Consider the following 25,571-nt stretch of genomic DNA (forward strand, 5'->3'; position numbering starts at 1 on the left):
AGTTACTGTCCTGCCAAAATCTGTCCGACATACCGAGCCACCGCACGGACGGCGCCCATCGTCCCCGGGTAGTCCATCCGGGTGGGTCCCACCACACCGATCTTGGCCAGCGACTGGTTTCCCACACCGTAGTCGGCCGAAACGATGGAGGTGGATCGAAGGCCCTCGTGGAAGTTCTCGGCGCCGATGCGCACCGTGAGCATCGAGGGGTCCTTCGCCTCACCCAGCAAACGGATGAGGACCATGTTCTCTTCCAGTGCTTCGAGCACGTCCCGCAGACTCGCCGCGAAGTCGACCGCGGCGAGGTTGGCGGTTCCCGCCAGTACGATCTTCTCCTCGTGTCGTTCGACGAGGCTCTCCAGCAGGACCGAGAGGACGGCGACCGCCACGGGCCGGTCCTCCGGGGCAACCTGCGCGGGGAGGTCGTCCACCGCGTCCGGTACGTCACCGAGGTGCTTCCCGGATATGGCGCGGTTGAGCATGTTGCGCAGATCGTCGACCACCTTCTCGTCGACGACGCCCAGACCGTCGATGACGCGCTGTTCGACCCGTCCGGTGTTGGTGATGACGACCATCATGATGCGTTGGCCGCCCAGGGGTACGAGTTCCACGTGCTGCACCGACGAACGGGTCAGCGACGGGTATTGGACGATCGCGACCTGACGGGTGAGCTGCGCGAGCAACCGCACCGTGCGGGCGACGATCTCGTCGAGGTCCACGGCACCGCCGAGGAAGGACTCGATGGCGCGGCGTTCGGCGGCCGAGAGCGGCTTGACCGAGGAGAGCCGGTCCACGAACAGGCGGTATCCCTTGTCCGTGGGCACTCGCCCCGCGCTGGTGTGCGGCTGGGCTATGTACCCGTCCTCCTCCAGCGCGACCATGTCGTTGCGGATGGTCGCCGGGGAGACACCGAGCGGGTGTCGGTCGGCCAACGACCTGGAACCGACGGGCTCGTTGGTGTTGACGAAATCCTCGACGACGGCACGCAGGACCGCGAGCTTGCGCTCATCCAGCAACTCGCCACCTCCTGGCACTCCGTGGTCCTCAGTGCTAATTCTATGCCCGACCGCAAACGCGTGTGGGTACCCGCCGGTAGTAACACGGGAGCGAGGCCGTCTTCTTCCCGACGGATCGGCGACGTGCGCCACCCGACCACGCGGTTCCTGAGCCTGTCACCAGTACACTGCGGCACCGTGGTTACCAATGGAACCGGCCGTTACGGCCGCGACGTTCTGGCCGGAGACCGGCGACTCCCCAAGAAGGGCACGGTGCCCGAGAACCCACTCGACCACGACCTGGTGGTCGAGGACGCCGACGAGACGTTCTGTGGGGCGGTGGTGGCCTGGGACAAGGCCACGGTGACCCTGGAGGACCGTGACGGTGGTCGCCGGGTGTTCGAGTTGGCACCCGCCGCGTTCCTGGTGGACGGGAGACCGGTGACGCTGGTGCGCCCCACCGCGAAGCCGAAGGGCCCGCTGCGCAGCGCCTCGGGATCGATCGCGGTGACCGGCGCGCGGGCGCGTACCGCGCGGGAGAGCCGTATCTACGTCGAGGGCGCGCACGACGCCGAGCTCGTGGAGAAGGTGTGGGGTCACGACCTGCGGGTGGAGGGCGTGGCCGTGGAGTTCTTGGAGGGTGTGGACGACCTGCCCGCGGTGGTGGCGGAGTTCGCCCCCGGGCCGGGGCGCCGGTTGGGTGTGCTGGTGGACCACCTGGTGCCCGGGTCCAAGGAGAGTCGTATCGCCGAGCGGGTGCGCGGCGAGGACGTGCTGGTGGTCGGGCACCCGTATGTGGACGTGTGGCAGGCGGTCCGGCCGGGCGCGGTCGGGATCGGGGCCTGGCCGCGGGTGCCGCGTGGACTCCCGTGGAAGGAGGGGGTCGTGGACGCCCTGGGGTGGCGGATGGAGACGGGTGAGGCATGGCGCCGCATCCTGGGGTCGGTGCGCGGCTATGGTGACCTCGAACCCTCCCTGTTGGGACGTGTCGAGGAGCTCATCGACTTCGTCACGGGCCCCCATCCCCTGGAAGACTAGGCTTGCGGGACCACCGGCCCCACCATTCGGGCACGTCCGATCAGCATCCCCGACAGCGGATCCAAGGAAGACCATGAGCGAGACTCCGTCGAATCCCCCGTCCCCGGACGAGCCGCAGGGGCAGCAACGGCCTCCGCTGCCGCCACAGGCGCCGCAGGCGCCCCCACAGCAGGGCGGGCCGGGGTACGGGCGGACGCCCGGGCCGCATCCGCAGCAGCCCCCGGGCGCCCGGCCCGGTCCCGGTCCCGGTCCCGGTCAGCAGTATCCGCCTCAGCAGCCGCAGCAGCAGGCCCAGATGCCGCAGCAGTACGCGCAGCGGCCACCCCAGCAGGGACAGCCGGGTTTCGCCCCGCCCGCATCCGCGCGACCCGCCGACCACGGGCAGCAGTACGCGCAGCAGCCGCAGGCGCCACAGCAGGGGTTCGCCCAGCAGCCCCCGCAGCCCCAGCAGGTTCCCGGGCAGCAGCCCTACGTTCAGCAGGGGTACGCGCGGCAGCCCCAGCGGTCGAGCGGCGACGATGGCATCCTGGTCGCGATGTCGGCGCACCTGACCGGCTTCATGATCGCCTTCCTCGGCTGGATCCCGCCGCTGGCCATCTACTTCGCCAAGCGCAACACGTCGCCGTTCGTGCGGCACCACGCCGCCGAGGCCGCGAACTTCCAGATCACGATGCTGATCCCTTACGTGTTCGCGGGGGTTCTGTACGTTGGTCTGGGTATCTTCTTCGGGAACCTGGCGTGGATCGGTTCCCTTCTCATCGCCCTCGTATGGATCCTTTCCATCGTCTTCGGCGTCCTAGGGGCCTCAGGCGCGAACAAGGGGGCGTGGTACCGCTACCCGTTCAGCATCCGACTTCTCAAGTAGATACAGCTCTCGCACCGACAAGGAAACCGAGCCATGTCCTACCCCAACGGCCCATCTCCGGAGGATCCGTACTCCCAGCAGGGCGGCCAACCCGGTCAGCCCTCGGGCGGCTATCCCGCGCCCGACCAGGGCGGAGGATACCCGCCCCCGCCGCCCGGTCAGCCCGGCTATGGTCAGAGCGGCCCGCAGCAGCCCGGATATGACCAGGGTGGCCACCCGCAGCAGCCCGGCTACGGCCAGGGCGGTTACCCGCCGCCTCCCGGCTACGACCAGGGTGGTTACGCGCAGCAGGGCCAGTACGGCGGCTACGCCCCGCACCCCGGCATGCAGGGGTCCTCGGCGACCACCGGTCAGCCCAACCAGGACGAGCGCACCATGGGTCTGCTCAGTCACCTGAGCGGCATCCTGCTCAGCTTCCTCGGCCCGCTGATCTTCTTCCTGATCAAGAAGGACGAGTCCCCGTTCGTTCGCGACCAGGCCGCTCAGGCGCTGAACTTCCAGTTCATCCTGTTGATCGGCTACCTGATCTCGGCGGTGCTGTACATCATCTTCATCGGGGCCATCCTGCAGCTGGCCGTGTGGGTGTGCGCGGTCGTCTTCGGCATCCTCGGCGGCATCGCGGCCAACAAGGGCGAGTGGTACCGCTACCCGTTCAACGTCAGCTGGGTGAAGTAGTCTCCGGCCACGACCGGGGCTCGGCTTCGGCCGGGCCCCTTCGTCGTGTCCGGGTCGCGCGTTCGCCGGCGCGACTCAGGTGAGGTCGCGCACGACCGCGTCGGCGAGCAGACGGCCTCGGCGGGTCAGGGCGGCGTATCCGCGGGCGTGGGCTCCGGGTTCCAGCAGCCCCTCCCCCACCAGGCGTTCGGCGGTGGTCAGACCGGAGGCGTCGAGCAGCTCCAGGGGGCAGCCCTGTTCCATCCGTAGTTCGAGCAGGACGCGTTCGAAGCGGCGTTCGTCCTCGGTGAGGATCTCCCTGGCCTGTGCCGGCGTCTCCCGGGCGGCCAGGCGCGCGGCGTAGGCGGCCGGGTGCTTGACGTTCCACCAGCGGGTTCCACCGACGTGGCTGTGCGCGCCGGGGCCCACGCCCCACCAGTGCCCACCGGTCCAGTACAGCGAGTTGTGCGCGCTGCGGCCCTCGGGCGCGCGTGCCCAGTTGGAAACCTCGTAGGGGGTGTATCCGGCGGCGGCCAGGGCCTGGTCGGCCATGAGGTAGCGGTCGGCCATGGTGTCGTCGTCGGGTTCGGTGAGTTCGCCGCGGCGCACCCGGGCGGCCAGCCGGGTGCCCTCCTCGACGATGAGCGAGTAGGCGGAGACGTGATCGGGGCCCGCGCCGATCGCGGCCTCCAAGGACCTCGCCCAGTCGTCGTCGCTCTCACTCGGGGTGCCATAGATCAGGTCGAGGTTGACGTGCTCGAACCCGGCCTCACGTGCCCAGGCCACGCACTGTTCGGGCCGTCCGGGCGTGTGGCCTCGCTCCAGGACGCGCAGGACGTGCGGGCGGGCGCTCTGCATACCGAAGGAGACCCGGCTGAAGCCGGCCTCGCGTAGGCGGCGCAGGTAGTCGAGGGTGACCGTCTCCGGGTTGGCCTCGGTGGTGACCTCGACGTCGGGGGTGAGACCGAAGCGGTCCCTGATGGCGGCCAGCACGCTCCCCAGGTCCTCGGCGGGCAGCAGGGTGGGCGTGCCGCCTCCGATGAACACGGTGCTCACCGGGGGGCGCTCGCCGGTCAGGACCTTGTCGGCGAGGTCGATCTCGGCGATGGCCTGTTCGGCGTAGGTCTCGCGGGAGGAGGTGGCGGTGCCGTCCCGGGAGACGAGTTCCTCGGCGGTGTAGGTGTTGAAGTCGCAGTAGCCACATCGGGTGACGCAGAAGGGCACGTGGACGTAGAACCCGAGGGGCCGGTCGCCGAGTTCGGCGAGGGAGTGCGCGGGAAGCTCCCCGGTGCGGGGCACCGGTTCGCCGTCGAGGGCTACGGAAGGCATGTTCCCAGTGTCGCCGACGGGGCGGGGTGGGCGGGCACGGTCGCGGCCCGGCTGTGGCGGAGAGCTCGCGACATCGAGAGCTCGGACACATACCGACCGGTCGCGGACGTGCGCGGGGGCGGTGATCCGGGGCTTTCCCGGAACGCCCGCCGAGGTGGGACCTTCGTCCTTGGCGGCCATTACCACCGGGCCTCGAAAGGCGCTCGTACAAGGGGTTGTCTTGGAGGTGACACAACAGTTCGGCGAGAGGACACACGATGTCCGACCACACGACCACCCCCCGGAGCGCGCCGATGGAGGGGCGATCCCTCATCGGGTCCCGCGCGGCCCGTTACGTCTTCGCCGTCACCCGGATCTCGATCGGCTGGGTGTTCCTGTGGGCCTTCTTCGACAAACTGCTGGGGCTGGGGTTCGCCACCCCCGCCGAAGCCGCCTGGATCAACGGGGCGAGCCCCACCGAAGGGTTCCTCACCAACGCGGTCGATGGTCCCTTCGCCGGAGCGTTCGGCTCGATCGCCGGGACTTTCTGGGCGGACCCGCTGTTCATGGCGGGGCTGCTGGGCATCGGAGCCGCCCTGGTCCTGGGCATCGGTGAGAGGATCGCCGCCGCCACGGGCGCGTTGATGATGATCCTGATGTGGGCGGCGGTGCTGCCCTTGGAGACCAACCCGTTCATGGACGACCACATCGTCTACGCCCTGGTGCTGGTGGGCCTGGCGTGCGTGCGGTCGGCCGAAACCCTCGGGCTGGGTCGCTGGTGGGGTTCCACCGCCCTGGTCCGCGGGTTCCCCGCCCTGCGGTGACCCGAGCTCCCGTCCCGCGGTGGGTGCGGGACGGGAAACGGGGGTGCGTGCGCGCGGCACGCACCCCCCTTTTCGTGTTCGTGTCTCTTCGTGTTCGGGCGCCCGGCCGGTCAGTGGCCCTGGGCGGCGACCCTGGGTTGGTGTCGGGAGGGCGCCGCGACGGTGTGGGAGGGGGCGGCCGGTACCGCGGTGGTGGAGCCGCGCACGACCAGTTCGGGGTCGAAGACGTACTCGGCGTGGGAGACGGGGTGTCCGGCGATCTCGTCGCACAGGGCTCGCACGGCGGCCATCGCCATGGCGTTGATCGGCTGCCGGACGGTGGTCAGGGGCGGGTCGGTGAAGGCGATGAGCTGGGAGTCGTCGTAGCCGACCACGGAGAAGTCCTGGGGGACGCGCAGACCGCGCTGGCGGGCGGCGCGGATGGCGCCCAGCGCCATGATGTCGGATCCGCAGACCATGGCGGTGACACCGCGTTCGATGAGGCGGTTCGCGGCGGCGTGCCCACCCTCGACCCCGAACAGGGAGAGTTCGACGAGGTCGTCGGCGTCCAGGCCGTGTTCGGTCAGCGCCTGGTGGAAGCCCTCCAGCTTGCGGTGGACCGGGACGTAGCGCTCGGGTCCGCTGGTGAAGCCGATGCGGGTGTGGCCGAGGGCGACCAGGTGGTTGACGGCCAGACGGCCGGCCTCACGGTCGTCGGCGGAGATGAACGCCGCGGGGATGGCGTCGGAGTAGCCGTTGACCAGCACGATCGGCAACCGTCTGGCGACCAGGGCGTGGTAGCGCTCGTGCGAGGCGGAGGTGTCGGCGTGCTTGCCCGAGACGAAGAGGATGCCGGAGACGTTGCGCTCCAGGAGCAGCTCGACGTATTCGTCCTCGGATATTCCGCCGGGGGTCTGGGTGCACAACACCGGGGTGTAGCCACGCTGGGCGAGGGCTCCCTCCGCGGCCTGGGCGAACATCGGGAAGACCGGGTTGTCGAGCTCGGGGATCACCATGCCGACCAACCCGGCGGAGCGTTGTCGCAGCCGCGCCGGACGCTCGTATCCAAGGACGTCGAGGGCGGTCAGGACGGCTTTTCGGGTGTCGCCGCCGACGCCGGGCTTGTCGTTCAGCACCCGCGAGACGGTCGCCTCGCTGACGCCTGCGTGCCGCGCGATGTCGGCAAGTCGTGGACCCATAACGACAACTCTAGTCGAGATCGGCGTCACATGGCAGAAAGTTGACGGTAATCTTGCGCAAGAACTTGCAGCCACTCTTACGGAAGGACCCCGCTGATGCAGCACGAGGCGCACTGGTGGCGTGAAGCAGCCATTTACCAGATCTATGTGCGCAGCTTCGCCGACTCCAACGGGGACGGAGAGGGTGACCTGGCGGGGATCCGCGAGCGTCTCCCCCACCTGGCGGAGTTGGGCGTCGACGCGATCTGGTTGACCCCGTTCTACGTCTCACCGCTCGCCGACGGCGGATACGACGTCGCCGACTATCGTGACGTCGACCCACGATTCGGTACCCTCGACGACTTCGACGCCCTGCTCAAGGACGCCCACGAACAGGGCATCCGTCTGATCATCGACGTCGTCCCCAACCACTCCTCCTCGGAGCACGCGTGGTTCCGCGAGGCCGTGGCCGCCGAGCCGGGCGACCCGGCTCGCGCGCGCTACATCTTCCGGGACGGCAAGGGCGCCGACGGCGAGGAGCCGCCGAACAACTGGAAGTCGATCTTCGGTGGTCCGGCCTGGACCCGCCTCACCCGCCCCGACGGCACCCCCGAACAGTGGTACCTGCACCTGTTCGACCCCGGTCAGCCCGACTTCGACTGGACCCACCAGGAGGTGCACGACGAGTTCGACGACGTCCTGCGCTTCTGGTTGGACCGTGGGGTGGACGGCTTCCGGATCGACGTCGCGCACGGCATGGTCAAGGACCCGGCCCTGCCCGACATCGACCCCGACGCCAAGGCCGACATGCTCGACGGCAGCACCTCGCTGCCGTACTTCGACCAGGACGGCGTGCACGAGATCTACCGTCGTTGGTCGCGGATCGCGTCCACCTACGAGGGCGACCGCGCCCTGGTGGCGGAGGCCTGGGTCGAGGACTCGAACCGGATCGCGCGCTACCTGCGTCCGGACGAGCTGCACCAGGCGTTCAACTTCGAGTACCTGACCGCCCCCTGGGACGCGGCCCGGCTGCGCGAGGTGATCGACGGTTCCCTGAAGGCCAACGGGGCCGTGGGCGCCACCACCACCTGGGTGCTGTCCAACCACGACGTCGTCCGGCACGTGACCCGCTTCGGCGACGGCGAGCAGGGCCTGCGTCGTGCGCGCGCGGCGACGCTGCTCATGCTCGGCCTGCCCGGTTCCGCGTACATCTACCAGGGCGAGGAGCTGGGCCTTTCGGAGGTCACCGACCTGCCCGAGGAAGCGTTGCAGGACCCCAACTGGGAGCGTTCGGGTCGTACCGAGCGCGGCCGTGACGGGTGCCGTGTGCCGCTGCCCTGGGAGGGCGAGGAGGCGCCGTTCGGGTTCGGTCCCGAGGGTTCCATCCCGTGGCTGCCCATGCCCGAGCGTTGGGCCGGGTCGACCCGGGCCGACCAGAGCGGCGTGGAGGGCTCCACCCTGGAGCTGTACAAGACCGCGCTGCGGCTGCGTCGGGAGCTGGACGCCCTGGGCGACGGCTCCATGAACTGGCTGGAGTCGCCCGAGGGTGTCCTTTGCTTCGAGCGCGAGCCCGGTGTTCGGGTGGCCGTGAACATGACCGAGGCGCCGGTGGAGCTGTCCGCCTCCGGTGAGGTCCTGGTCGCCAGTGGCCCGGGTGTCGAGGTGTCCGAGGGCACCTTGACGCTGCCCGCCGAGAGCTCGGCCTGGCTGAGCGTCTGACCACCGACGCCGGGCGGCCCTCGTCCCGGACCGCCCGGCGTCACCCCCTGTTTCACCCCTGCTTCACCCCCAGATCCCCTGATGCGGGGCCACCCCTTCCGTGTGTCCACGGTCCCCGCCGGCTCTTCCTTTGGAGTGCATCATGAGGAAACTTCCTCTCTCACTGTGCGCGGGCACGCTGGCGTTGACCCTGGTCGCGTGTTCGGGCGCGGAGGAGGTCGACGACTACTCGTCGATCCCCTTGACCATCTGGGCCGACGAGGACCGTGCGCAGGCCATGCGGACCTTCGCGGAGGCCTTCTCCCGTGACGTCAACCAGGAGGTGGAGGTGATCGTGATCGACCACGAGGAGCTGCGCGCCAGCTTCCTGAGTTCGCACGCCACCGGCCTGGGCCCGGACCTCCTGGTCGGCCCCCATGACTGGACGGGTGAACTGGCCGCGGCGGAGTCGATCGTTCCGGTGGGGCTGGACCCCTCCCGGTCCGACCTGTTCTCACCGGGCGCCTTGGAGGCGGTCGGTTACGACGGCGAGGTGTACGGGGTTCCGTACGCCACCGAGAACCTGGGGCTGTTCCGCAACACGGACCTGGTCCCGGAGGCACCGGAGTCGATCGAGGACATGGCCCGGATCGGGAAGGACCTCGTGGACGCGGGGTCGGTCGATCAGGCGTTGAGTCTGCAGGTCGGCGAGGAGGGCGACGCCTACCACATCCACCCGTTCTTCACCTCGGCCGGTGGCTACCTGTTCGGCGAGGACGAATCGGGCGACCCGGACCCCACCGAGTTGGGGGTGGCGGCGCCCGAGTCGATCGCGGCCTTCGAGAAGTTGGCCGAACTCGGCGAGGACGGTTCGGGGTTGCTCGATCGCGACACCACCGCCGACAACGCCACCGACCTGTTCGCCACGGGCGCGGCCCCCTTCCTGGTCAGCGGCCCCTGGAGCGTCTCCACCATCGAGACGAACGGGATCCCGTTCGAGGTGAGCCCGATCCCCGGGTTCGCCGACGGCGCCGAGGCGCGCTCCCTGATCGGTGTGCAGACGTTCTTCGTGGCCTCCGGCGCGGCCGAGCCGACGTTGGCCCAGGAGTTGGCCGAGGCCTTCCTCGCCGACCCCGAGCTGTCGGTGATCCTGTACGAGTCCGACCCCCGTGTGCCCGCGCTGGACGCGGCGATGGAGATGGTGGCCGGCCAGGACCCCCACATGGAGGCGTTCCAACGGGCCGGGGAGGGCGGCATCCCCATGCCCGCGATCCCGGAGATGGAGGCCGTGTGGAACCCGTTCTCCCAGGCGACCGCGGACATCATCGGTGGAGCCGACCCGGCGGATGCGCTGACCGAGGCCGAACAACTGATCCTGGAGAGCTTCAGCCCCTGACCCGGGCCCTCGAACGAGCACCGGTTCATGCACTCCCAGTGACCATCACCCGACTGTTTCCAGGGTGTATCCACATCTTTATCCCCAGAGTTTGCAAGGACTTTCATGTCCTGCAAGTTATTGCTAACGTCACATCATCAAGCATGCCCGCAACGGACCCGCAACCTCCAGAACCGCATGCATGCCCTCCGTCAGTCCTCTTGGAAGGAAGACACCATGAGATCTCGAAGCGCGTCAGCGGTCGCAGGCATCGCCGCGATCGCCTTGATGGCGACCGCGTGTGGCAGCGACGGCGACACCGGCGGCGGTGAGGAGGGCTCCGCAGAGGGCACCCTCGTCATCTGGTCCGACCCCGAGCGCGCCGACGCCATCCAGAGCGCCGCCGCCGAATTCGCCGAGGCCAACGGCATCGAGGTCGACGTCCAGAACGTCTCCTTCGACGACATCCAGGGCGACATCGTCAACGCCCACCAGGCGGGCAACGCCCCCGACGTCTTCATCGGCGCCCACGACTGGACCGGCAACCTGCTGCGCAACGGCACCGTCCAGCCGATCGAGCTGCCCACCGACCGCGCCGAGGCGCTGGACGAGACCGCCGTGGAGGCCATGACCCTGGAGGGTCAGCTCCTGGGCGTTCCCTACGCGCAGGAGAACATCTTCCTCATGCGCAACACCGAGTTGGCTCCGGACGCCCCGGAGACCTTCGAGGAGCTCGTCGAGGTCGGCACCGACCTCAAGGACGACGGTGAGACCAGCGAGGTCCTGGCGATGGCGGTCGGCCAGGAGGGCGACCCCTTCCGCATGAACGCCCTGATGACCTCGGCCGGCGGCTACCTGTTCGGGCAGGACGACAACGGCGACTGGGACCCCGAGGACCTCGGCATCGGCTCCGACGAGACGATCGAGGCCATGGAGAAGATCGCCGAGTACGGCGAGGAGGGCGAAGGGGTGCTGCGCCGCTCCATCGACCTGGAGAACGAGGCCTCCCTGTTCTTCGACGGCGAAGCCCCGTTCTTCGTCGCCGGCCCTTGGAACGTCAGTGACGCCAACACCTCCGACATCGACTACGAGATCAGCGCCATCCCCGGTTTCGACGGGCTCGACCCCGCCAGCCCCTACATCGGCTACCAGGGCTTCTTCGTGACCGAGGGCAGCGCCAACAGCGCGCTGGCCGAGGAGTTCGTGGTCAACTACGTCACCGACTCCGACTTCATCCAGACGCTCTACGACGCCGACCCGCGCACCCCGGTGCAGAGCGAGGCCCTGGAGGCCGTCTCCGAAGAGGACCCGAACATCGCGCTGATGGCCGAGACCGGTGAGAACGGCATGCCGATGCCGAACATCCCCGAGATGGGTGAGACCTGGGAGCCCCTGGGTGTGGCCCAGGCCCAGATCATCAGTGGCGCGGACCCCCGTGAGGCCCTGGAGACCGCCCACGAAGCCGTCGCCGAGCGGATCGGCCGGTAACCGTGGCGGCAGACCGTTCCGGCGACGCGGGCGCCTCCTCCAAGGGGGCGCCCGCGGGCCGCAAAAGCCCGAGAGGCCCACTGGCGGGCGGCTCCCTCGGCGGCCAGATCATGAAGATCCTCCTATTGGGTCTCTTCACCGCCCTCGGCGTATGGGCGGTCCTGCCCCTGTACCTCGCGGGTGTGTGGTGGGGAATCGGTCTGGTCGTGGCCGTGGTGGCCCTCGTCTACTGGGTCTACTTCTCCAAGCGCACCGTCCCGGCCAAGTACCTCGTGCCGGGTGTGCTCTTCCTGATGGCCTTCCAGATCTTCCCGGTGCTCTACACGATGAGCACCTCGCTCACCAACATGAGCGATGGTCACCGGGGTTCCAAGGACCAGGCGATCGCGTCCATCGAGGCGTTCTCGGTGACCCGCGACGCCGACTCCCGTGAGTTCGTCCTCACCGTGGCCGCCAACGGCGACCCCGAGACCGGTGAACTGGTCTTCCTCCTCAGCGACGGCGAGGGTGGAACCTACGCCGGCACCGAGGAGGGGCTGAGCGACCTGGTCGGCGCCCAGGTAGACGACTCGGGCAAGATCACCGACACCATCGGCTACACCGTCCTGACGCCCGCCCAGGTGAACTCGCGCAGCGACGAGATGCAGGAGTTCGCCGTCCCCACCGACGAGGGCGCGGGCATCCGTTCCAGCGGCCTGTCCAGTGCCTTCGAGGGCAACGCCGTTCGCGTCTACGACGAGTCCTGCGACTGCATCGAGGACACCGAGACCGGCGTCGTCTACCACGCGGACGACGAGCGCGGCGCGTTCTACGACGAGGACGGTCAGCGCCTTCCCCAGGGGTGGCAGGTCGGGGTGGGACTGGACAACTTCCTCCGGTTCCTGTTCAACCCGACCTTCGCTTCCTCCTTCTTCGGCACCCTGGTGTGGAACATCGTGTTCGCCGTCACGGTCACCTTCCTGGTGTTCGTGGTCGGCCTGGCGGTGGCCCTGACCCTGCACGTGCCCAAGATGCGCGGCAAGGTGGTCTACCGAATCCTGGTCGTGTTGCCCTACGCCATGAGTTCGCTGGCCATGTACCTGCTGTGGCGGGACATGTTCAACGCCGACTTCGGCCTGTTCAACCGCATGCTCGGGTTGCAGGTGGACTGGTTGGGCGACGTGTGGGCGGCACGGTTCGCGGTGATCCTGGCCAACGTGTGGCTGGGCTACCCGTACATGTTCCTGGTCGCCACCGGAGCGTTGCAGGCCATCCCCCGGGAACTGGGCCAGGCGGCGCAGCTGGACGGGGCGGGGCCCTGGCAGGCCTTCAGACACGTCACCCTGCCGCTGCTGATGGTCGCGATGACCCCGATCCTCATCTCCACGTTCGCGTTCAACTTCAACAACTTCAACGCGGTGTGGCTGATCACCAGGGGTGGGCCGTTCGGTTCGGAGGGCACCACCGCGGGTGGCGCCACCGACCTGCTCATCACCTACACGTACAGGCTGGCCTTCAGTGAGGCCACCGCGCAGTACGGCTACGCGGCGGCGTTGTCGGTGATGATCTTCCTGATCGTCTCGGTGATGTCCGTGGTCACCCTGAGTCGGACCAAGGCCCTGCAGGAGGTGGAGCGATGAGCGTCTCCGAAGTCGCCGCCAGGCCCGTCTACCGGCGCAGTCCGAGCGCCCGGTTCACCCTGTGGGCCGGTCGGCTGGGTTGGCGTCACGCCGTCATGTGGGTGATCGCGGCGTTCGCGATCTTCCCCGTGTTGTTCGTGGTATCGGCCGCGATCAACCCGCTCGGTACCCTGAGCAGTTCCCAGTTGTGGCCGACGGGCGCCAGCCTGTCCAATGCCATGGAGCTGTTCCGCAACACCCCGTTCACCACCTGGTACGCGAACTCACTGTTCTTCGCGCTCACCAACGCGGCGGTCACCGTGCTGCTGTCGGCGCTGGCGGCCTACGCCTTCAGCCGGATGCGGTTCAAGGGCCGTCGGGTGGGGCTGATCGGGCTTCTGGTCATCCAGATGTTCCCGCAGTTCCTGGCGATCGTGGCGATCTACCTGATGTTCTCCAACATCGGCGAGCTCTACCCGGCGATCGGCTTCGACACCCGTTGGGGCCTGATGCTGGTGTACCTGGGCGGTGCGCTCAGCATCAACACGTGGTTGATGAAGGGTTTCTTCGACACCGTGCCCAAGGAGCTGGACGAGTCCGCCCAGATGGACGGGGCCACGCACGCCCAGGTGTTCTTCCGGATCATGTTGCCGTTGGTCACCCCGGTGCTGGCGATCGTGGCGCTGCTGGTGTTCATCAACACCATCAACGAGTTCCTGTTGGCCAGCGTGTTCCTGCGGGACACCGACTCCCAGACCCTGGGCCTGGGGCTGTACCAACTGGTGGACTCCCAGCGCAACGCCAACTTCGGCATGTTCGCGGTGGGCGCCATCATGCTGTCCCTGCCCACCCTGGCGGTGTTCTGGTTCCTCCAGCGCTACATCAGCGAGGGCCTGACCTCGGGAGCGGTCAAGGGCTAGCGGTCACGAACGACACCTCGTTCATCGACGAAGGGCGGTGGGGACTCCCCCACCGCCCTTCGTCGTCGCCCGCCGGCCGAAGCCGGACGGACCACTACTTCTTCTTCTTGTCCTCGGGGGCCGACTCCGTGGACAGCGCGGTGATGAAGGCCTCCTGGGGCACCTCGACCCGGCCGACCATCTTCATCCGCTTCTTGCCCTCCTTCTGCTTCTCCAACAGCTTGCGCTTACGGCTGATGTCGCCGCCGTAGCACTTGGAGAGCACGTCCTTGCGGATCGCGCGAATGTTCTCGCGGGCGATGACCCGGGCGCCGATGGCCGCCTGGACCGGGACCTCGAACTGCTGCCTGGGGATGAGTTCGCGCAGCTTCTTGGTCATCTCCACGCCGTAGGCGTAGGACTTCTCCTTGTGCACGATCGCGGAGAAGGCGTCCACCGGCTCACCCTGCAGGAGGATGTCGACCTTGACCAGGTCGGCCACCTGCTCGCCGATGGGCTCGTAGTCCAGCGAGGCGTACCCCTTGGTGCGGGACTTGAGCGCGTCGAAGAAGTCGAAGACAATCTCGGCCATGGGCAGGATGTAGCGCATCTCCACCCGGTCCTCGGACAGGTAGTCCATGCCCTGTAGCTCGCCGCGGCGCTCCTGGCACAGTTCCATGATCTGACCGATGTGGTCGGAGGGGGTGAGCAGGGTGGCCTTGACCATGGGCTCGTGGATGGAGTCGATCTTGCCGTCGGGGAACTCGCTGGGGTTGGTCACCACGTGCTCGGTGCCGTCCTCCATCTCCACCCGGTAGATGACGTTGGGGGCGGTGGAGATCAGGTCCAGGTTGAACTCGCGCTCCAGGCGGGCGCGGGTGATCTCCAGGTGGAGCAGACCCAGGAAACCGCAGCGGAAACCGAAGCCGAGGGCGGCCGAGGTCTCCGGTTCGAAGTTCAGGGCGGCGTCGTTGAGCTGGAGCTTCTCCAGGGCGTCGCGCAGCACCGGGTAGTCGGTGCCGTCGATCGGGTACAGCCCGGAGAACACCATGGGCTTGGGTTCCTGGTACCCGGCGAGCATCTCCGTGGCGGACCGGTTCAGGGCGGTGATGGTGTCACCGACCTTGGACTGGCGCACGTCCTTCACGCCGGTGATGATGTAGCCGACCTCGCCCACTCCGAGGCCACCGGACTTTTGGGGCTCCGGCGCGCTGACGCCGATCTCCAGGATCTCGTGGGAGGCCTTGGTGGACATCATCTGGATGCGCTCGCGCGGGCTGAGCTTTCCGTCCACGACCCGCACGTAGGTGACCACGCCGCGGTAGGTGTCGTACACCGAGTCGAAGATCATCGCGCGGGCGGGGGCGTCCGCGTCGCCGACCGGGGCCGGGATCTGGTTGACGATCTCGTTGAGGAGCTCCTCGACGCCCTCACCTGTCTTGGCGCTGACCTTGAGTACCTCGGAGGGCTCGCAGCCGATGATTCCGGCGATCTCCTCGGCGTACTTCTCGGGCTGGGCCGCGGGAAGGTCGATCTTGTTGAGCACCGGGATGATCTGCAGGTCGTTCTCAAGCGCCATGTACAGGTTGGCGAGCGTCTGCGCCTCGATGCCCTGCGCGGCGTCGACCAGCAGGATCGCGCCCTCACAGGCGGCCAGCGAACGCGACACCTCGTAGGTGAAGTCGACGTGGCCGGGGGTGTCGATCAGGTCGAGCGTGTAGGTCTTGTCGTCCAAGGCGGTGAACGGGATCCGCACCGCCTGGGACTTGATGGTGATACCGCGCTCGCGCTCGATGTCCATGCGGTCCAGGTACTGGGCGCGCATCTGGCGGTCCTCGACGACCCCGGTGATCTGGAGCATCCGGTCGGCCAGCGTCGACTTGCCATGGTCGATGTGCGCGATGATGCAGAAGTTGCGAATCAGCGCGGGATCGGTCCAGTTCGGCTGTGCCACCGTGCTCCGTTCAACGGGTTTGGTTCAGGGTCGTGTGCGCCTGTGGGGGCGGTTTCCCGCCTCGGCCGCGGGCACACGGCGTCCTCCATCCTCCCATGACGCGGGCACCGCCCTCACCGGGTGTATCCCGAGGCGGTACGGCAGTATGGGCGCGAGGCGCGGGTGTCGATGTCCAGATTATGCGAACCGACGCCGGGAACGGACCCGGTGGGTGAGAGCGGGTGGCGTAGGGGTGAAGTGGTTTCTGACACGGCTGTTGGCCGGGGTCGCGGCGGTCCTGGTGCTGGTGGTCGCCGCGGGCGCGCTGTTGAGCTTCCAGTTCTCGGGCACGCCGAGCGACGGGGCCGCCTCCCAGGAAACGGACGCGGCCTGGGTGGGTTCGTGGGAGGACACCGGAGCCCTGGCCGAGCTGTTGGACACCGGCGCGGTGAACACCCTGTACGTGTACGCGGGCGACGTGGCCGCCGACGGAACGGTGGAGCGGGTGCCCGACACCGAGGCGCTGCTTTCGTGGCTGGACTCCACCTACCCGCAGGTGCGTCCGCTGGCGTGGTTGCGGCACGTGGAGTCCGGGTCGTCGTTGCTGAGGGACCGTTTCCCCACCGAGGCCCGTGAGACGCTCGCGCCGACTGTCGCCGAGGTGGCGGCGGACGGTTTCGCCGGGCTGCACATGGAGATCCGACCGGTGACGGTGAACGACCCGTCGATCCCCACGCTGATGGCGATGGTGCGGGAGGAGTTGGGCGCGGACCCGGTGCTGTCGGTGCAGGCCCACCACGTGGAACTGCTCCCCGGTGGTCGCGTGGCGTCGTTCGTCGCCGACGGCGAGGAGAAGTACTGGTCCAAGGGGTATCTGGACCAGGTGACCGAACACGCCGACGAGGTCGTGTTGCCGGGGGTGGACGCGAACATGCCGACCGAGGGCATGTACGGCGGATTCATGGTGCGGCAGGTGACCGAGTCCGTGGCGGCTCTGGGTGGGCGCGAGGACCTGACCCTGCGTTTCGGGGTGCCCGCCTACAGCGGTGAGAAGTGGGGGCCCGGCCATGAGAACGAGAACGCGCTGACCGCGATCGCCGCGATCAGGTTGGGGCTTTCCAGGGCGGAGCCGCCCGAGGAACTCACCACGGGTGTGGCGCTCTACCTGGCCGACGAGGCCGAGGAGGCCGATCTGGACGCCTATCGCACGGGGTGGCTGGGACCGATACCGTGACCTCGCGTTCCCGAGGTCCGAGTGGTCCAACGGATACGGCATAATGGAGAGTCCGTGTCTCGGACTTCCACGTTCGAATTCGAGCCCTTCTGGTCTCACACACACCCTGCGTCGGCGCCCACGCGAGCCACTCATGGAACGGCTGCCCATGAGACGAGCCGCCGGATCGATCGGCGCGCAGATCAAAGTTACTGGAGCACGTTTTCGCATGGCGAACATCAAGTCGCAGAAGAAGCGCAACCGGCAGAACGAGAAGGCTCGTCTCCGCAACCAGGCGGTGCGCTCCTCGCTGAAGACCTCCATCCGGAAGTTCCGCGAAGCCGCCGAGGCCGGGGACGTCGAGAAGGCCACCATCCTGCAGCGTGACGCCGCTCGTACCCTGGACAAGGCCACGAGCAAGGGCGTCATCCACAAGAACCAGGCCGCGAACCGCAAGAGCGCGATCGCCAAGCGTCTGGACGCTCTCCGGTCCGCCTAGGGATCAGATAGCACGCGACCTTCAGGGCCCGGTCTCCCCCGAGGAGACCGGGCCCTTCGCGTCCCCGGGTCGCCCGGGCGGGCCACCCGCGAGTTATCCACAGGTTGAGATCACCCGGTGACAGCCGGTGGTGAGCTCCCTAGCGTTGAATCCATGACCGCTTCGCGCCGGTCACGGCGCCGCACTCCCGTCTCGACCCCCGAGGAACGACTCCGCGCACTCGGCTTGGACTCCTCCCCCTCCGCCAGGCGTCTGCGCGCCCGTATCCCGCGTCCACCCGCCGATCCCGCGACCGTCCCCGTGCCCCGGCCGGGCACCGACGTCCCGAGCGCGCCCTACGCGGTGCGCGACACCCGCACCCCCTATCGGCCCGCCGGGCGGGACTGGCCCGAACGCGCCCCGGAGGACGTGCTCACCGTCCCCGCGCCCGCGCCCGTTCCCGGTCCCGGGACAAAGCGGCCCGAGCCCACCCCTTCGACGGACGAGCCCCACACCGGTTCCGGCCCGTGGCGGGACCCCGGCCGCCGTGGACGTTCGGTGCCGGACCGGCCCACCGGAACATCCCGCCCTCCCGCCGGGTACACGGAGTTGGTCCCGGACGAACCCGCGGCGGCCCTGGACCGGATCACCCGGGGCTGGGCCACCGAGGCCGCGTTGTCGCGTCGTTCCCTGGCCGTACTGGTGGTCTTGGGTCTGCTGGCGGTGGGGGTCGCGTTCCTGATGCTGCGCGAACGCCCCGAGGAGGTCGTCGCACCAGAGCTGGTCACCCAGGCGGCGTCCGACGACGCCCCGCCGGCCGCCTCCGGCGCTCCCCCACCGGACGACGACGCCCCGGACGGCGAGGTGGTGGTGCACGTGGGCGGCGAGGTGAACGAACCGGGCCTGTACACGATGCCCGCGGGTTCCCGCGTGGCCGACGCCGTGGAGGAGGCGGGCGGCGCACTTCCCGACGCCGATCTCGACCTGCTCAACCTCGCCCGGACGCTGACCGACGGCGAACGCGTCCTCGTGGGGGTTCCGCAGGAGGAGATACCGGGTGACGGTGGCGCGGCGGCGAGCGGTGGGGAGGGAGCGACGGTGAACATCAACACCGCCGACGAGGAGGAGTTGCGTTCCCTCCCGGGGATCGGGGAGAAGAAGGCGCGCCAGATCATCGACCACCGGGAGTCCATCGGTGGTTCCTTCGCCAGCGTCGAAGACCTGCTCGGGGTGGACGGGATCGCGGAGAAGACCCTGGAGAACCTGCGTCCGCACGTGACGGTGGGGTGAGTCGACCATGGTGACGTGGTTGGGGACCGACGCGCACGGGTTGGGGCGTCCGCCGGACCTACGGCTGGTCGCTCCGGCCTTGGCGTCCTGGGCCGCGGCACTGGTGGCCTTGGCCGTGCCCGCGTGGGCGGCGTGGTCGTTGGCGGCCGCGATGGCGCTCACCGCGGCACTGGCGTTCCTGGGAGGACGGGCGTCCGCACTGCTCGGGGAGGCTCCGCTCGCCGCCGTCGCGGCGACCCTGGTGTGCGCGGCGACGGTCGCGGCGGTGGCCGGCCTCCACGTGCATCGGACGGTGACCAGCGCCGCGGTGGCCGCAGCCGAGCGGGGCGGTGAGGTGGAGTTCCGTGCCGTGGCGACCGTCGATCCGCGGTCTCGGGCGGGCATGCCCCGGCCGGGAAGGGCGCAATGGGTGGTCCCGGCCCGCACCGTGTGGGTCCGTGTGGACGGTGAGATCCGTGCCTCGCGGGCGTCGGTGGTGGTGTTGGCCTCCGGTGCGGATTGGTCGGGGCTCCTGCCGGGCCAGGAGTTCACCGCGCGCGGGGTGTTCCTGACCGCCGAGGACGAACCACTGACGGCGGCGTTGGTACCGGTGCGCGGGCCTCCGGAGGAGACCGACGGGCCGGGGCGACTCCAGGCCTTCGCCGGTGAGGTCCGCGCCGACCTGAGGGAGGCCGCGTCGGCGCTGCCCCAACCGGAACGCGGGCTGTTGCCGGCGTTGATCGTCGGCGATACCTCTGAGCTGCGGGAGGAGACCGCGGAGGACTTCCGGGCCACCGGGATGACGCACCTGTTGACGGTCAGCGGGGCCAATCTGGCGATCCTGACCGGGTTCGTGTTGGCGGTGGCGCGATGGACCCGGGCGCCGACGTGGTGTTCGGTCCTGGGCGGCGCGGTGATGATCTGGCTGTTCGTACTGGTGTGCCGACCGGAGCCGAGCGTGGTGCGGGCCGCGTTCATGGGCTCGTTGGGGTTGTTGGCGCTGGCCACCGGGCGGGCGCACGCCGGTCTGGGCGCGTTGGGCGTGACCGTGGTGGGCGTGCTGTTCGTGGCTCCGGGGCTGGCGACCTCCTTCGGGTTCGCGTTGTCGACGTTGGCCACGGCCGGGATTCTGCTGCTGGTGCCGGGATGGTCGCACGCCTGGTCGGCGCGGATGCCCCTTCCCGTGGCGGAGGCCCTGGCGGTGGCTGTGGCGGCGCACGTGGCGGTGGCCCCGGTGCTGGTGCTGCTGTCGGGGGAGGTGTCGTGGGTGGCGGTACCGGCCAATGTGTTGGCCGCTCCGGTGGTGGCGGTGGTGACCGTGGCGGGGTCGGCGTTGGCCGCACTGGCGTCGGTCTGGTCGGATGCGGCGACGGTCCTGGTGCACCTGCCGGGACTCGGGGTGTCCTGGATCGCCGCGGTGGCGACGGTGGGGGCGCGGGTTCCGTACGGGGCGCTGCCATGGCGCTCCGACGTGGCCGGGGCGTTGCTGCTGGCGGCCCTGGTGGCGGTGTTCCTGCTGACCCGCGGTCGGCCACGCCGGGTGTTGGCCGCCGTGACCGTCGCGGTGCTCCTGTTGGGACTCTCGGCCCGTTGCCTGCCGGGGGGTTGGCCACCGAAGGGGTGGGCGCTGGTCTCCTGTGACGTGGGGCAGGGAGACGCGTTGGCGCTGTCCGTCGGCCCCGGAGAGGCGGTGGTGTTCGACACCGGGGACGACGTGGAACTGGTGGACGGATGCCTGGAGCGGCTGGGGATACGAGAGGTCCCGTTGTTGATGCTCAGTCACGACCACTCCGACCACGTGGACGGTGTTCCGGGGGTGCTGCGGCACCGCCGGGTCCCGGCGGCGTTGGCCCCCGCGGGTTTCGAGGACACCGCGGTGGGGCGCCTGTTGGCGGAGGAGGGCGTGGAGCTCCTGACCGCCGAGCGGGGACAGACCTTCAGGGTGGGTTCGTGGACGCTGCGGGTGTTGTGGCCACGGCCGGGCTACGTGGGGACGGTCAACGACACCTCGGTGGTGGTCCGGGCGGACGGCACGCACCTGTCGGCGCTGCTCACCGGGGACATCGAGGTGCCGGCCCAGGGTGAGCTGCTGCGCGGGCCGGACTCCGAGCTGTTGGCGGTCACCGTCCTGAACACCCCGCACCACGGGTCGGGTACCCAGGACCCCGCCTTCCTGGCCGCGACTCGGGCGAGGGTGTCGGTGACCTCGGTGGGCGCGGACAACCCCTACGGGCACCCGGCACCGTTCACCCGGAACATCCTGAAACGGATGGCGCCGGTGAACGCGCGTACCGATACGGACGGGGACGTGGCGGTGCTGGACGACCCGGTGCGCGTGGTCTCCCGCGGGCCCTCCCCGGGCCGATGACCCACCGAACGGCACCGGCCGGTCGGTGGGTCGTGGCATGCTCGTGGTATGCCTGCACCCGCCCTCATCACACTCATCGTCGGCGACGAGGAACTGCTCGTCGACCGGGCCGTGGCTGCGGTGGTCGCCGCGGTCCGCGAGTCCGATCCGGAGGTGGACGTCCACGACCTCGTGCCCTCCCAGATCGGCCTGTCCACCCTGGTGGAGGTCACCTCGCCCTCCCTGTTCGGCGACCGCCGGGTGGTGGTGCTCCGTTCCTCCCAGGACCTGACCAAGGACCTGGCGGCGACCGTCATCGACTACCTCAAGAGCCCCGCCGACGACGTGAACCTGGTGCTCACCCACGCCGGCGGCGCCAAGGGCAAGGCGGTGTTGGAGGCCGCCACCAAGGCCAAGGCGCAGCGGATGGACTGCAAGGGCCCCAAGAAGGGTCCGGAGCGGGTGGCGTTCGTCAGGGGCGAGTTCACCACGGCCAAGCGACAGATCACTCCCGACGCCGCGGAGGCCCTGGTCGACGCGGTCGGCACGGACCTGCGGGAGATCGCCGCGGCCTGCACCCAGTTGATCGCCGACACCGAGGGCCGTGTGGACGCCGCCGCGGTGGCCCGCTACCACTCGGGCAAGGCCGAGGCCTCCGGGTTCACGGTGGCGGACCGGGCCGTGGAGGGGCGTCTGCCCGAGGCCCTGGAACAGCTGCGCTGGTCGCTGGCGGTGGGCACCGCACCGGTGCTGATCAACAGCGCCCTGGCCGGGGCGGTGCGCGGGATCGCGGTGGCCGCCCAGCCCCCGCGTGGGATGAGCGAGGCCGATCTGGCCAAGCGGGCGAAGGTACCACCGTGGAAGATGCGGTCCCTGCGCCAACAGGCCAGGGGATGGAGCCCCGCCGGGGTCACCCGTGCCATGGCGGTGGTCGCGGAGACGGACGCGCTGATCAAGGGCGCCGGCCGTGACCCCGAGTACGCGTTGGAGCGCGCGGTCATCGAGATCGCCCGCGCCCGCAGCAACCGCTGAGGCCGTCAGCGGATGGTCTGACCGCCCTGCCACACGCGCAGGGTCTTCAGCCCCATGGACCAGGCGAAGGCACCCTCGTGGTCGGCGTCCCACTGCACCATGTCGGCGAGACCGCCCGGGGCGATCCGTCCACGGTCGTTGAGTCCGAGGGCCCGTGCGCCGCCGACCGTGGCGGCGTTGAGCGCCTCCTGCACGGTCATCTCGAACATGGAGACCGCCAGGGAGATGACCAGGGGCATGGAGGTCGTGCCGGACTGGGCGGGGTTGTGGTCGGTGCCCAACCCCACGGGGACACCGTGGTCGAGCAGGGCTCGCACCGGCGGGGTGCGGCGTTCGTGCAGGGCCGTGGTGGGGCAGGCGACCACCGGTGTGCGGGTGGCGGCCAGGGCGAGCATGTCCTCGTCGTCGGCCTCGTGCATCAGGTCCACGGAGGTGCAGCCGAGTTCGGCGGCCATGCGCACGGCGCCGTGGCGGGGCCGTGAACAGGCGTGCATGGTGGTGCGCAACCCCACGGACTGTCCCACGCCGAGCAGCATGTGGGCGTCCTCGGTGGTGAACTGCTGGTTGTCGCAGTAGATGTCGACCCCGTCGGCGCCCGCCATGGCGGCGTCGCCGAGCCAGGAGGCCGCGGTGGCCACGTATTCCTGGGGGCGGCCGAAGAACTCGGGCGGTACCCCGTGCGCGGGGAAGAACGTGACGTGCAGGCGCGGCATGCCGGGTTCCTCCTCCAGGGAGCGCAGCAGGCGCACGTCGGCGAGTTCGCCGTCCCGGGTGAGGTGGTAGCCGGTCTTGGCCTCCACGGTGGTGCAGCCGGAGAGCACCCAGTGCCGGAGCCGTTCGCGGACGGCGTTGCACAGGGTCCAGGGGTCGGTTCCACGGGTGATGGTGACGGTGGTGGACACTCCTCCGCCGGCGGCGAAGATGTCGGCGCGGGTGGCGCCCTTGGCCCACATGTTGACCTCGGCGTAGCGGTCGCCGGCGTACACGGGGTGGCAGTGGGCGTCGATGAGTCCGGGGGTGACGAGTCCGCCGTAGATGTTGACGATCTCGTCGACGCCGGTGAGGTCCTCCATCACGCCGGGAATGCATTGTGGCAGCTCGGCGGCGGGTCCGACCCAGGCGATGCGGTCGTTGTCGATGAGGACCGCCGCCTTGGTCAACAGCTCGTTACCGGTCCAGAGGCGACCGATGTTGGTGAGGAGTACTACCGACATCAGATGGTCCGCCCCCGCCGGTCAGGTCCGTTGCGCGCCACGCGAACGGGGGGCGCGAAGAACACGGGCGGACATGGCGACCTCGTATCTGGCTGTGCTTCCGACAGGGCCGTGGGCGGCCTGGGGCCACCGCGCGGTACCGGGTCAGTGGGGGCGCACCGTCGGGGGGCGGAGGCCACTGCCGGCCAGTGCTCCAAAACCGTAGTCCATTCGCCGACGCCGTGTACACCTCCCCACAGGGACGAATGCGAACGTTCCGGGGCGAAGTTCGCGGAATCGTTGAGTGACGAAGAGCACCCGAATTGCGCTTGAGCTGCGATGACCCGCGTCACGGGTGGAAAACGGCCTATCTCTCAGAACACGAGAGACCCGGAAGACGCCCGGGGCCGGGGTGTCCATGCGGACTCCCCGGCCCCGGGCGTGTCACCGTCCGGAGGACGGCCTCCGGTCAGACGGTGCTCAGCGCGTACCCCTCGAACCTGGCCGCGAGCGACGCGGGCACGAACGCGTGCAGCTCGGTGCCGTCCGCGGTGTGCTCCTCGGTGACCACGCGCCCCTCGTCGTGGGCGCGGGCGATGAGGTCGCCCCGCGAGTACGGGACGAGCGCGCGCACCTCCTCGGCGATCTCGGGAAGCGCCTCGGCCAGGGCCGTCACCAGGCCCGGGATGCCTTCGCCGGTACGCGCCGAGACCTCGACCAGGTCGGGGTATCGGGTGCGCAGGGTCTTGACGATGTCGGGGTCGGCGGCGTCGACCTTGTTGAGCACCATGAGCTCGCGGACGTCACCGGCCTCGATGTCGGCGAGGACCTCGTGCACGGCGGAGATCTGCGCCTCGGGGTCGGGGTGCGAGCCATCGACCACGTGCAGGATCAGGTCGGAGTCGGCGACCTCCTCCAGGGTGGAGCGGAAGGCCTCCACCAACTGGTGCGGCAGGTGGCGCACGAAACCGACCGTGTCGCTGAGCGTGAAGCCGCGACCGTCGGGCGTGCGGGCCTGACGGACCGTCGGGTCCAGGGTGGCGAACAGCGCGTTCTCCACCAGCACCCCGGCTCCGGTGAGCCGGTTGAGCAGACTGGACTTGCCCGCGTTGGTGTACCCGGCCAGAGCGACCGAGGGCACCTGTCGGGTACGACGGACGTCGCGCTTGACGTCGCGGGCGGTGCGCATGTGGACCAACTGCCGGCGCAGCTTGGCGACCCTGTCGTGGATCCGACGACGGTCGGTCTCGATCTTGGTCTCACCGGGACCGCGCAGACCCACTCCGCCGTTGCCGCCACCACCGGCGCCACCGGCCTGGCGGGACAGGGAGTGGCCCCAACCGCGCAGTCGTGGCAACAGGTAGTTGAGCTGGGCGAGTTCGACCTGGGCCTTGCCCTCGCTGCTGCTCGCGTGCTGGGCGAAGATGTCCAGGATGAGCGCGGTGCGGTCGATCACCTTGACCTTGACCACGTCCTCCAGCTGGATCAGCTGACCGGGGGTGAGCTCGCCGTCGGTGATGACGGTGTCGGCGCCGGTGGCCTCGACGATGTCGCGGAGCTCGGCCGCCTTGCCCTTACCGATATAGGTGGCGGGGTCCGGCTTGGAACGGCGCTGGGTGATGCCTTCCAGGACCAGGGCACCGGCGGTCTCGGAGAGTGCGGCGAGTTCGGCGAGCGAGTTGTCGGCGTCGGCCTGGGTTCCCCGGGTCCAGACTCCGATCAGGACCACGCGCTCCAGGCGCAGGGCCCGGTTCTCGACCTCGGTGACGTCGGTGAGTTCTGTGGACAGCCCCTGAACGCGACGTAGCGCGTGGCGTTCGGCCAGTTCCATCTCGCCCTGATCGGGCGAGCCCTCACGGAACGCGTCCTCGGCCTCGTGGCCGGTTCGGTCGTCTCCGTGGAAGTCAGCAGTATTCATATCCCTCCAGTTGGGTCAACGCGGGTGGCTCCGGGAATCTTCCCTGGCTCGATGGTGGCATCCGCCTTGAGTGAAGGCACGTTAATTATCGCGGCCGGTGTGACACAAGCCACCAGGACACGGTCGCCGTGTAACCTTCGAAAGTGCGGCGAGACCAAAGAAACCACGTATTTGCGGAAGAAGATTCACGAAGCTTCCCTTAGCGGAAACTTCACCCGCCATCGACACCGCGAGTGACGTTGACCGCTTGACATCGAGATAGTAGTTTCACTTCCACATACCAGAAGCT

The 25,571-nt window shown here is 69.2% G+C and carries 21 protein-coding genes; 14 read left to right on the plus strand and 7 right to left on the minus strand.

The features are described from left to right. Positions 1 to 2: 2 nt before the first annotated feature. Entirely contained in the window at positions 3 to 1,016 is a 1,014-nt protein-coding gene (gene hrcA, locus ABZ717_RS18760; protein WP_067605768.1) for a heat-inducible transcriptional repressor HrcA, read from the minus strand. Positions 1,017 to 1,193: 177 nt separating this feature from the next. Here hrcA and ABZ717_RS18765 point away from each other — a divergent pair, with 177 nt between their 5' ends. Then, positions 1,194 to 2,033 (plus strand): DUF3097 domain-containing protein, encoded by an 840-nt coding sequence (locus tag ABZ717_RS18765; protein ID WP_358512030.1) that lies wholly within the window; start codon positions 1,194 to 1,196, stop codon positions 2,031 to 2,033. A 40-nt stretch (positions 2,034 to 2,073) separates the two neighbouring features. Here ABZ717_RS18765 and ABZ717_RS18770 read toward each other — a convergent pair whose 3' ends face one another. Continuing rightward, positions 2,074 to 2,580 (minus strand): hypothetical protein, encoded by a 507-nt coding sequence (locus ABZ717_RS18770; protein WP_358512033.1) that lies wholly within the window; start codon positions 2,578 to 2,580, stop codon positions 2,074 to 2,076. On the opposite strand from ABZ717_RS18770, the gene ABZ717_RS18775 reads away from it, so the two are divergent. After that, on the plus strand, positions 2,569 to 2,898 hold the full coding sequence (locus ABZ717_RS18775; protein WP_358512036.1) for a DUF4870 domain-containing protein: 330 nt from the start codon (positions 2,569 to 2,571) through the stop codon (positions 2,896 to 2,898). The genes ABZ717_RS18770 and ABZ717_RS18775 overlap by 12 nt on opposite strands. A gap of 33 nt (positions 2,899 to 2,931) precedes the next feature. Continuing rightward, positions 2,932 to 3,573 carry a DUF4870 domain-containing protein gene (locus tag ABZ717_RS18780; RefSeq protein WP_358512039.1) on the plus strand — a complete coding sequence of 214 codons (642 nt, stop codon included), beginning with the start codon at positions 2,932 to 2,934 and terminating at the stop codon, positions 3,571 to 3,573. A 75-nt stretch (positions 3,574 to 3,648) separates the two neighbouring features. Here ABZ717_RS18780 and hemW read toward each other — a convergent pair whose 3' ends face one another. Beyond that, on the minus strand, positions 3,649 to 4,881 hold the full coding sequence (gene hemW, locus ABZ717_RS18785) for a radical SAM family heme chaperone HemW (protein WP_358512042.1): 1,233 nt from the start codon (positions 4,879 to 4,881) through the stop codon (positions 3,649 to 3,651). A 257-nt stretch (positions 4,882 to 5,138) separates the two neighbouring features. On the opposite strand from hemW, the gene ABZ717_RS18790 reads away from it, so the two are divergent. Further along, on the plus strand, positions 5,139 to 5,684 hold the full coding sequence (locus tag ABZ717_RS18790) for a hypothetical protein (protein ID WP_358512045.1): 546 nt from the start codon (positions 5,139 to 5,141) through the stop codon (positions 5,682 to 5,684). 110 nt (positions 5,685 to 5,794) lie between these two features. Here the strand turns inward: ABZ717_RS18790 and ABZ717_RS18795 are convergent, their stop codons facing one another. Beyond that, positions 5,795 to 6,862, minus strand: coding sequence for a LacI family DNA-binding transcriptional regulator (locus ABZ717_RS18795; RefSeq protein ID WP_358512048.1), 1,068 nt, complete (start codon positions 6,860 to 6,862; stop codon positions 5,795 to 5,797). Between the two features lie 96 nt (positions 6,863 to 6,958). Here ABZ717_RS18795 and ABZ717_RS18800 point away from each other — a divergent pair, with 96 nt between their 5' ends. From ABZ717_RS18800 to ABZ717_RS18820, 5 genes are all read left to right on the plus strand, one after another. Continuing rightward, entirely contained in the window at positions 6,959 to 8,560 is a 1,602-nt protein-coding gene (locus tag ABZ717_RS18800; RefSeq protein WP_358512051.1) for a glycoside hydrolase family 13 protein, read from the plus strand. 142 nt (positions 8,561 to 8,702) lie between these two features. Continuing rightward, a complete protein-coding gene (locus ABZ717_RS18805) occupies positions 8,703 to 9,935 on the plus strand; it encodes a maltose ABC transporter substrate-binding protein (protein ID WP_358512054.1) in 1,233 nt (410 codons plus the stop codon). Positions 9,936 to 10,151: 216 nt separating this feature from the next. Beyond that, a complete protein-coding gene (locus ABZ717_RS18810) occupies positions 10,152 to 11,402 on the plus strand; it encodes an extracellular solute-binding protein (RefSeq protein ID WP_358512056.1) in 1,251 nt (416 codons plus the stop codon). Positions 11,403 to 11,404: 2 nt separating this feature from the next. Beyond that, a complete protein-coding gene (locus tag ABZ717_RS18815; RefSeq protein WP_358512059.1) occupies positions 11,405 to 13,021 on the plus strand; it encodes an ABC transporter permease subunit in 1,617 nt (538 codons plus the stop codon). Further along, positions 13,018 to 13,920: a sugar ABC transporter permease gene (locus tag ABZ717_RS18820; protein WP_358512062.1), complete on the plus strand. Its 903-nt coding sequence runs from the start codon at positions 13,018 to 13,020 to the stop codon at positions 13,918 to 13,920. Before ABZ717_RS18815 ends, ABZ717_RS18820 begins: the two co-directional genes overlap by 4 nt. A gap of 94 nt (positions 13,921 to 14,014) precedes the next feature. Here ABZ717_RS18820 and lepA read toward each other — a convergent pair whose 3' ends face one another. Next, positions 14,015 to 15,853, minus strand: coding sequence for a translation elongation factor 4 (gene lepA / locus ABZ717_RS18825; protein ID WP_358512065.1), 1,839 nt, complete (start codon positions 15,851 to 15,853; stop codon positions 14,015 to 14,017). 232 nt (positions 15,854 to 16,085) lie between these two features. Here lepA and ABZ717_RS18830 point away from each other — a divergent pair, with 232 nt between their 5' ends. The 5 genes from ABZ717_RS18830 (at position 16,086) to holA (ending at position 22,171) form a co-directional block, all read left to right on the plus strand. Next, positions 16,086 to 17,066: a hypothetical protein gene (locus ABZ717_RS18830; protein WP_358512068.1), complete on the plus strand. Its 981-nt coding sequence runs from the start codon at positions 16,086 to 16,088 to the stop codon at positions 17,064 to 17,066. Between the two features lie 208 nt (positions 17,067 to 17,274). Then, positions 17,275 to 17,544: a 30S ribosomal protein S20 gene (gene rpsT, locus ABZ717_RS18835; protein ID WP_067605805.1), complete on the plus strand. Its 270-nt coding sequence runs from the start codon at positions 17,275 to 17,277 to the stop codon at positions 17,542 to 17,544. 153 nt (positions 17,545 to 17,697) lie between these two features. After that, the gene (locus tag ABZ717_RS18840) at positions 17,698 to 18,813 is read left to right on the plus strand and encodes a helix-hairpin-helix domain-containing protein (protein ID WP_358512071.1); all 1,116 of its coding nucleotides are present in this window, start codon (positions 17,698 to 17,700) and stop codon (positions 18,811 to 18,813) included. A gap of 7 nt (positions 18,814 to 18,820) precedes the next feature. Beyond that, positions 18,821 to 21,160 (plus strand): ComEC/Rec2 family competence protein, encoded by a 2,340-nt coding sequence (locus ABZ717_RS18845; protein ID WP_358512074.1) that lies wholly within the window; start codon positions 18,821 to 18,823, stop codon positions 21,158 to 21,160. Positions 21,161 to 21,208: 48 nt separating this feature from the next. Next, positions 21,209 to 22,171 (plus strand): DNA polymerase III subunit delta, encoded by a 963-nt coding sequence (gene holA, locus ABZ717_RS18850; RefSeq protein WP_358512077.1) that lies wholly within the window; start codon positions 21,209 to 21,211, stop codon positions 22,169 to 22,171. Positions 22,172 to 22,176: 5 nt separating this feature from the next. Here holA and ABZ717_RS18855 read toward each other — a convergent pair whose 3' ends face one another. Together ABZ717_RS18855 and hflX are read right to left on the minus strand one after the other, a co-directional pair. Next, the gene (locus tag ABZ717_RS18855; protein WP_358512080.1) at positions 22,177 to 23,385 is read right to left on the minus strand and encodes an amidohydrolase family protein; all 1,209 of its coding nucleotides are present in this window, start codon (positions 23,383 to 23,385) and stop codon (positions 22,177 to 22,179) included. A gap of 448 nt (positions 23,386 to 23,833) precedes the next feature. Next, complete coding sequence (gene hflX, locus ABZ717_RS18860; protein ID WP_358512083.1) at positions 23,834 to 25,282, minus strand: GTPase HflX; 1,449 nt, start codon at positions 25,280 to 25,282, stop codon at positions 23,834 to 23,836. Positions 25,283 to 25,571 lie beyond the last annotated feature (289 nt).

Origin of the sequence: Nocardiopsis sp. NPDC006832 (assembly GCF_040635885.1) — a bacterium.
In the GTDB taxonomy this organism is placed as follows: domain Bacteria; phylum Actinomycetota; class Actinomycetes; order Streptosporangiales; family Streptosporangiaceae; genus Nocardiopsis.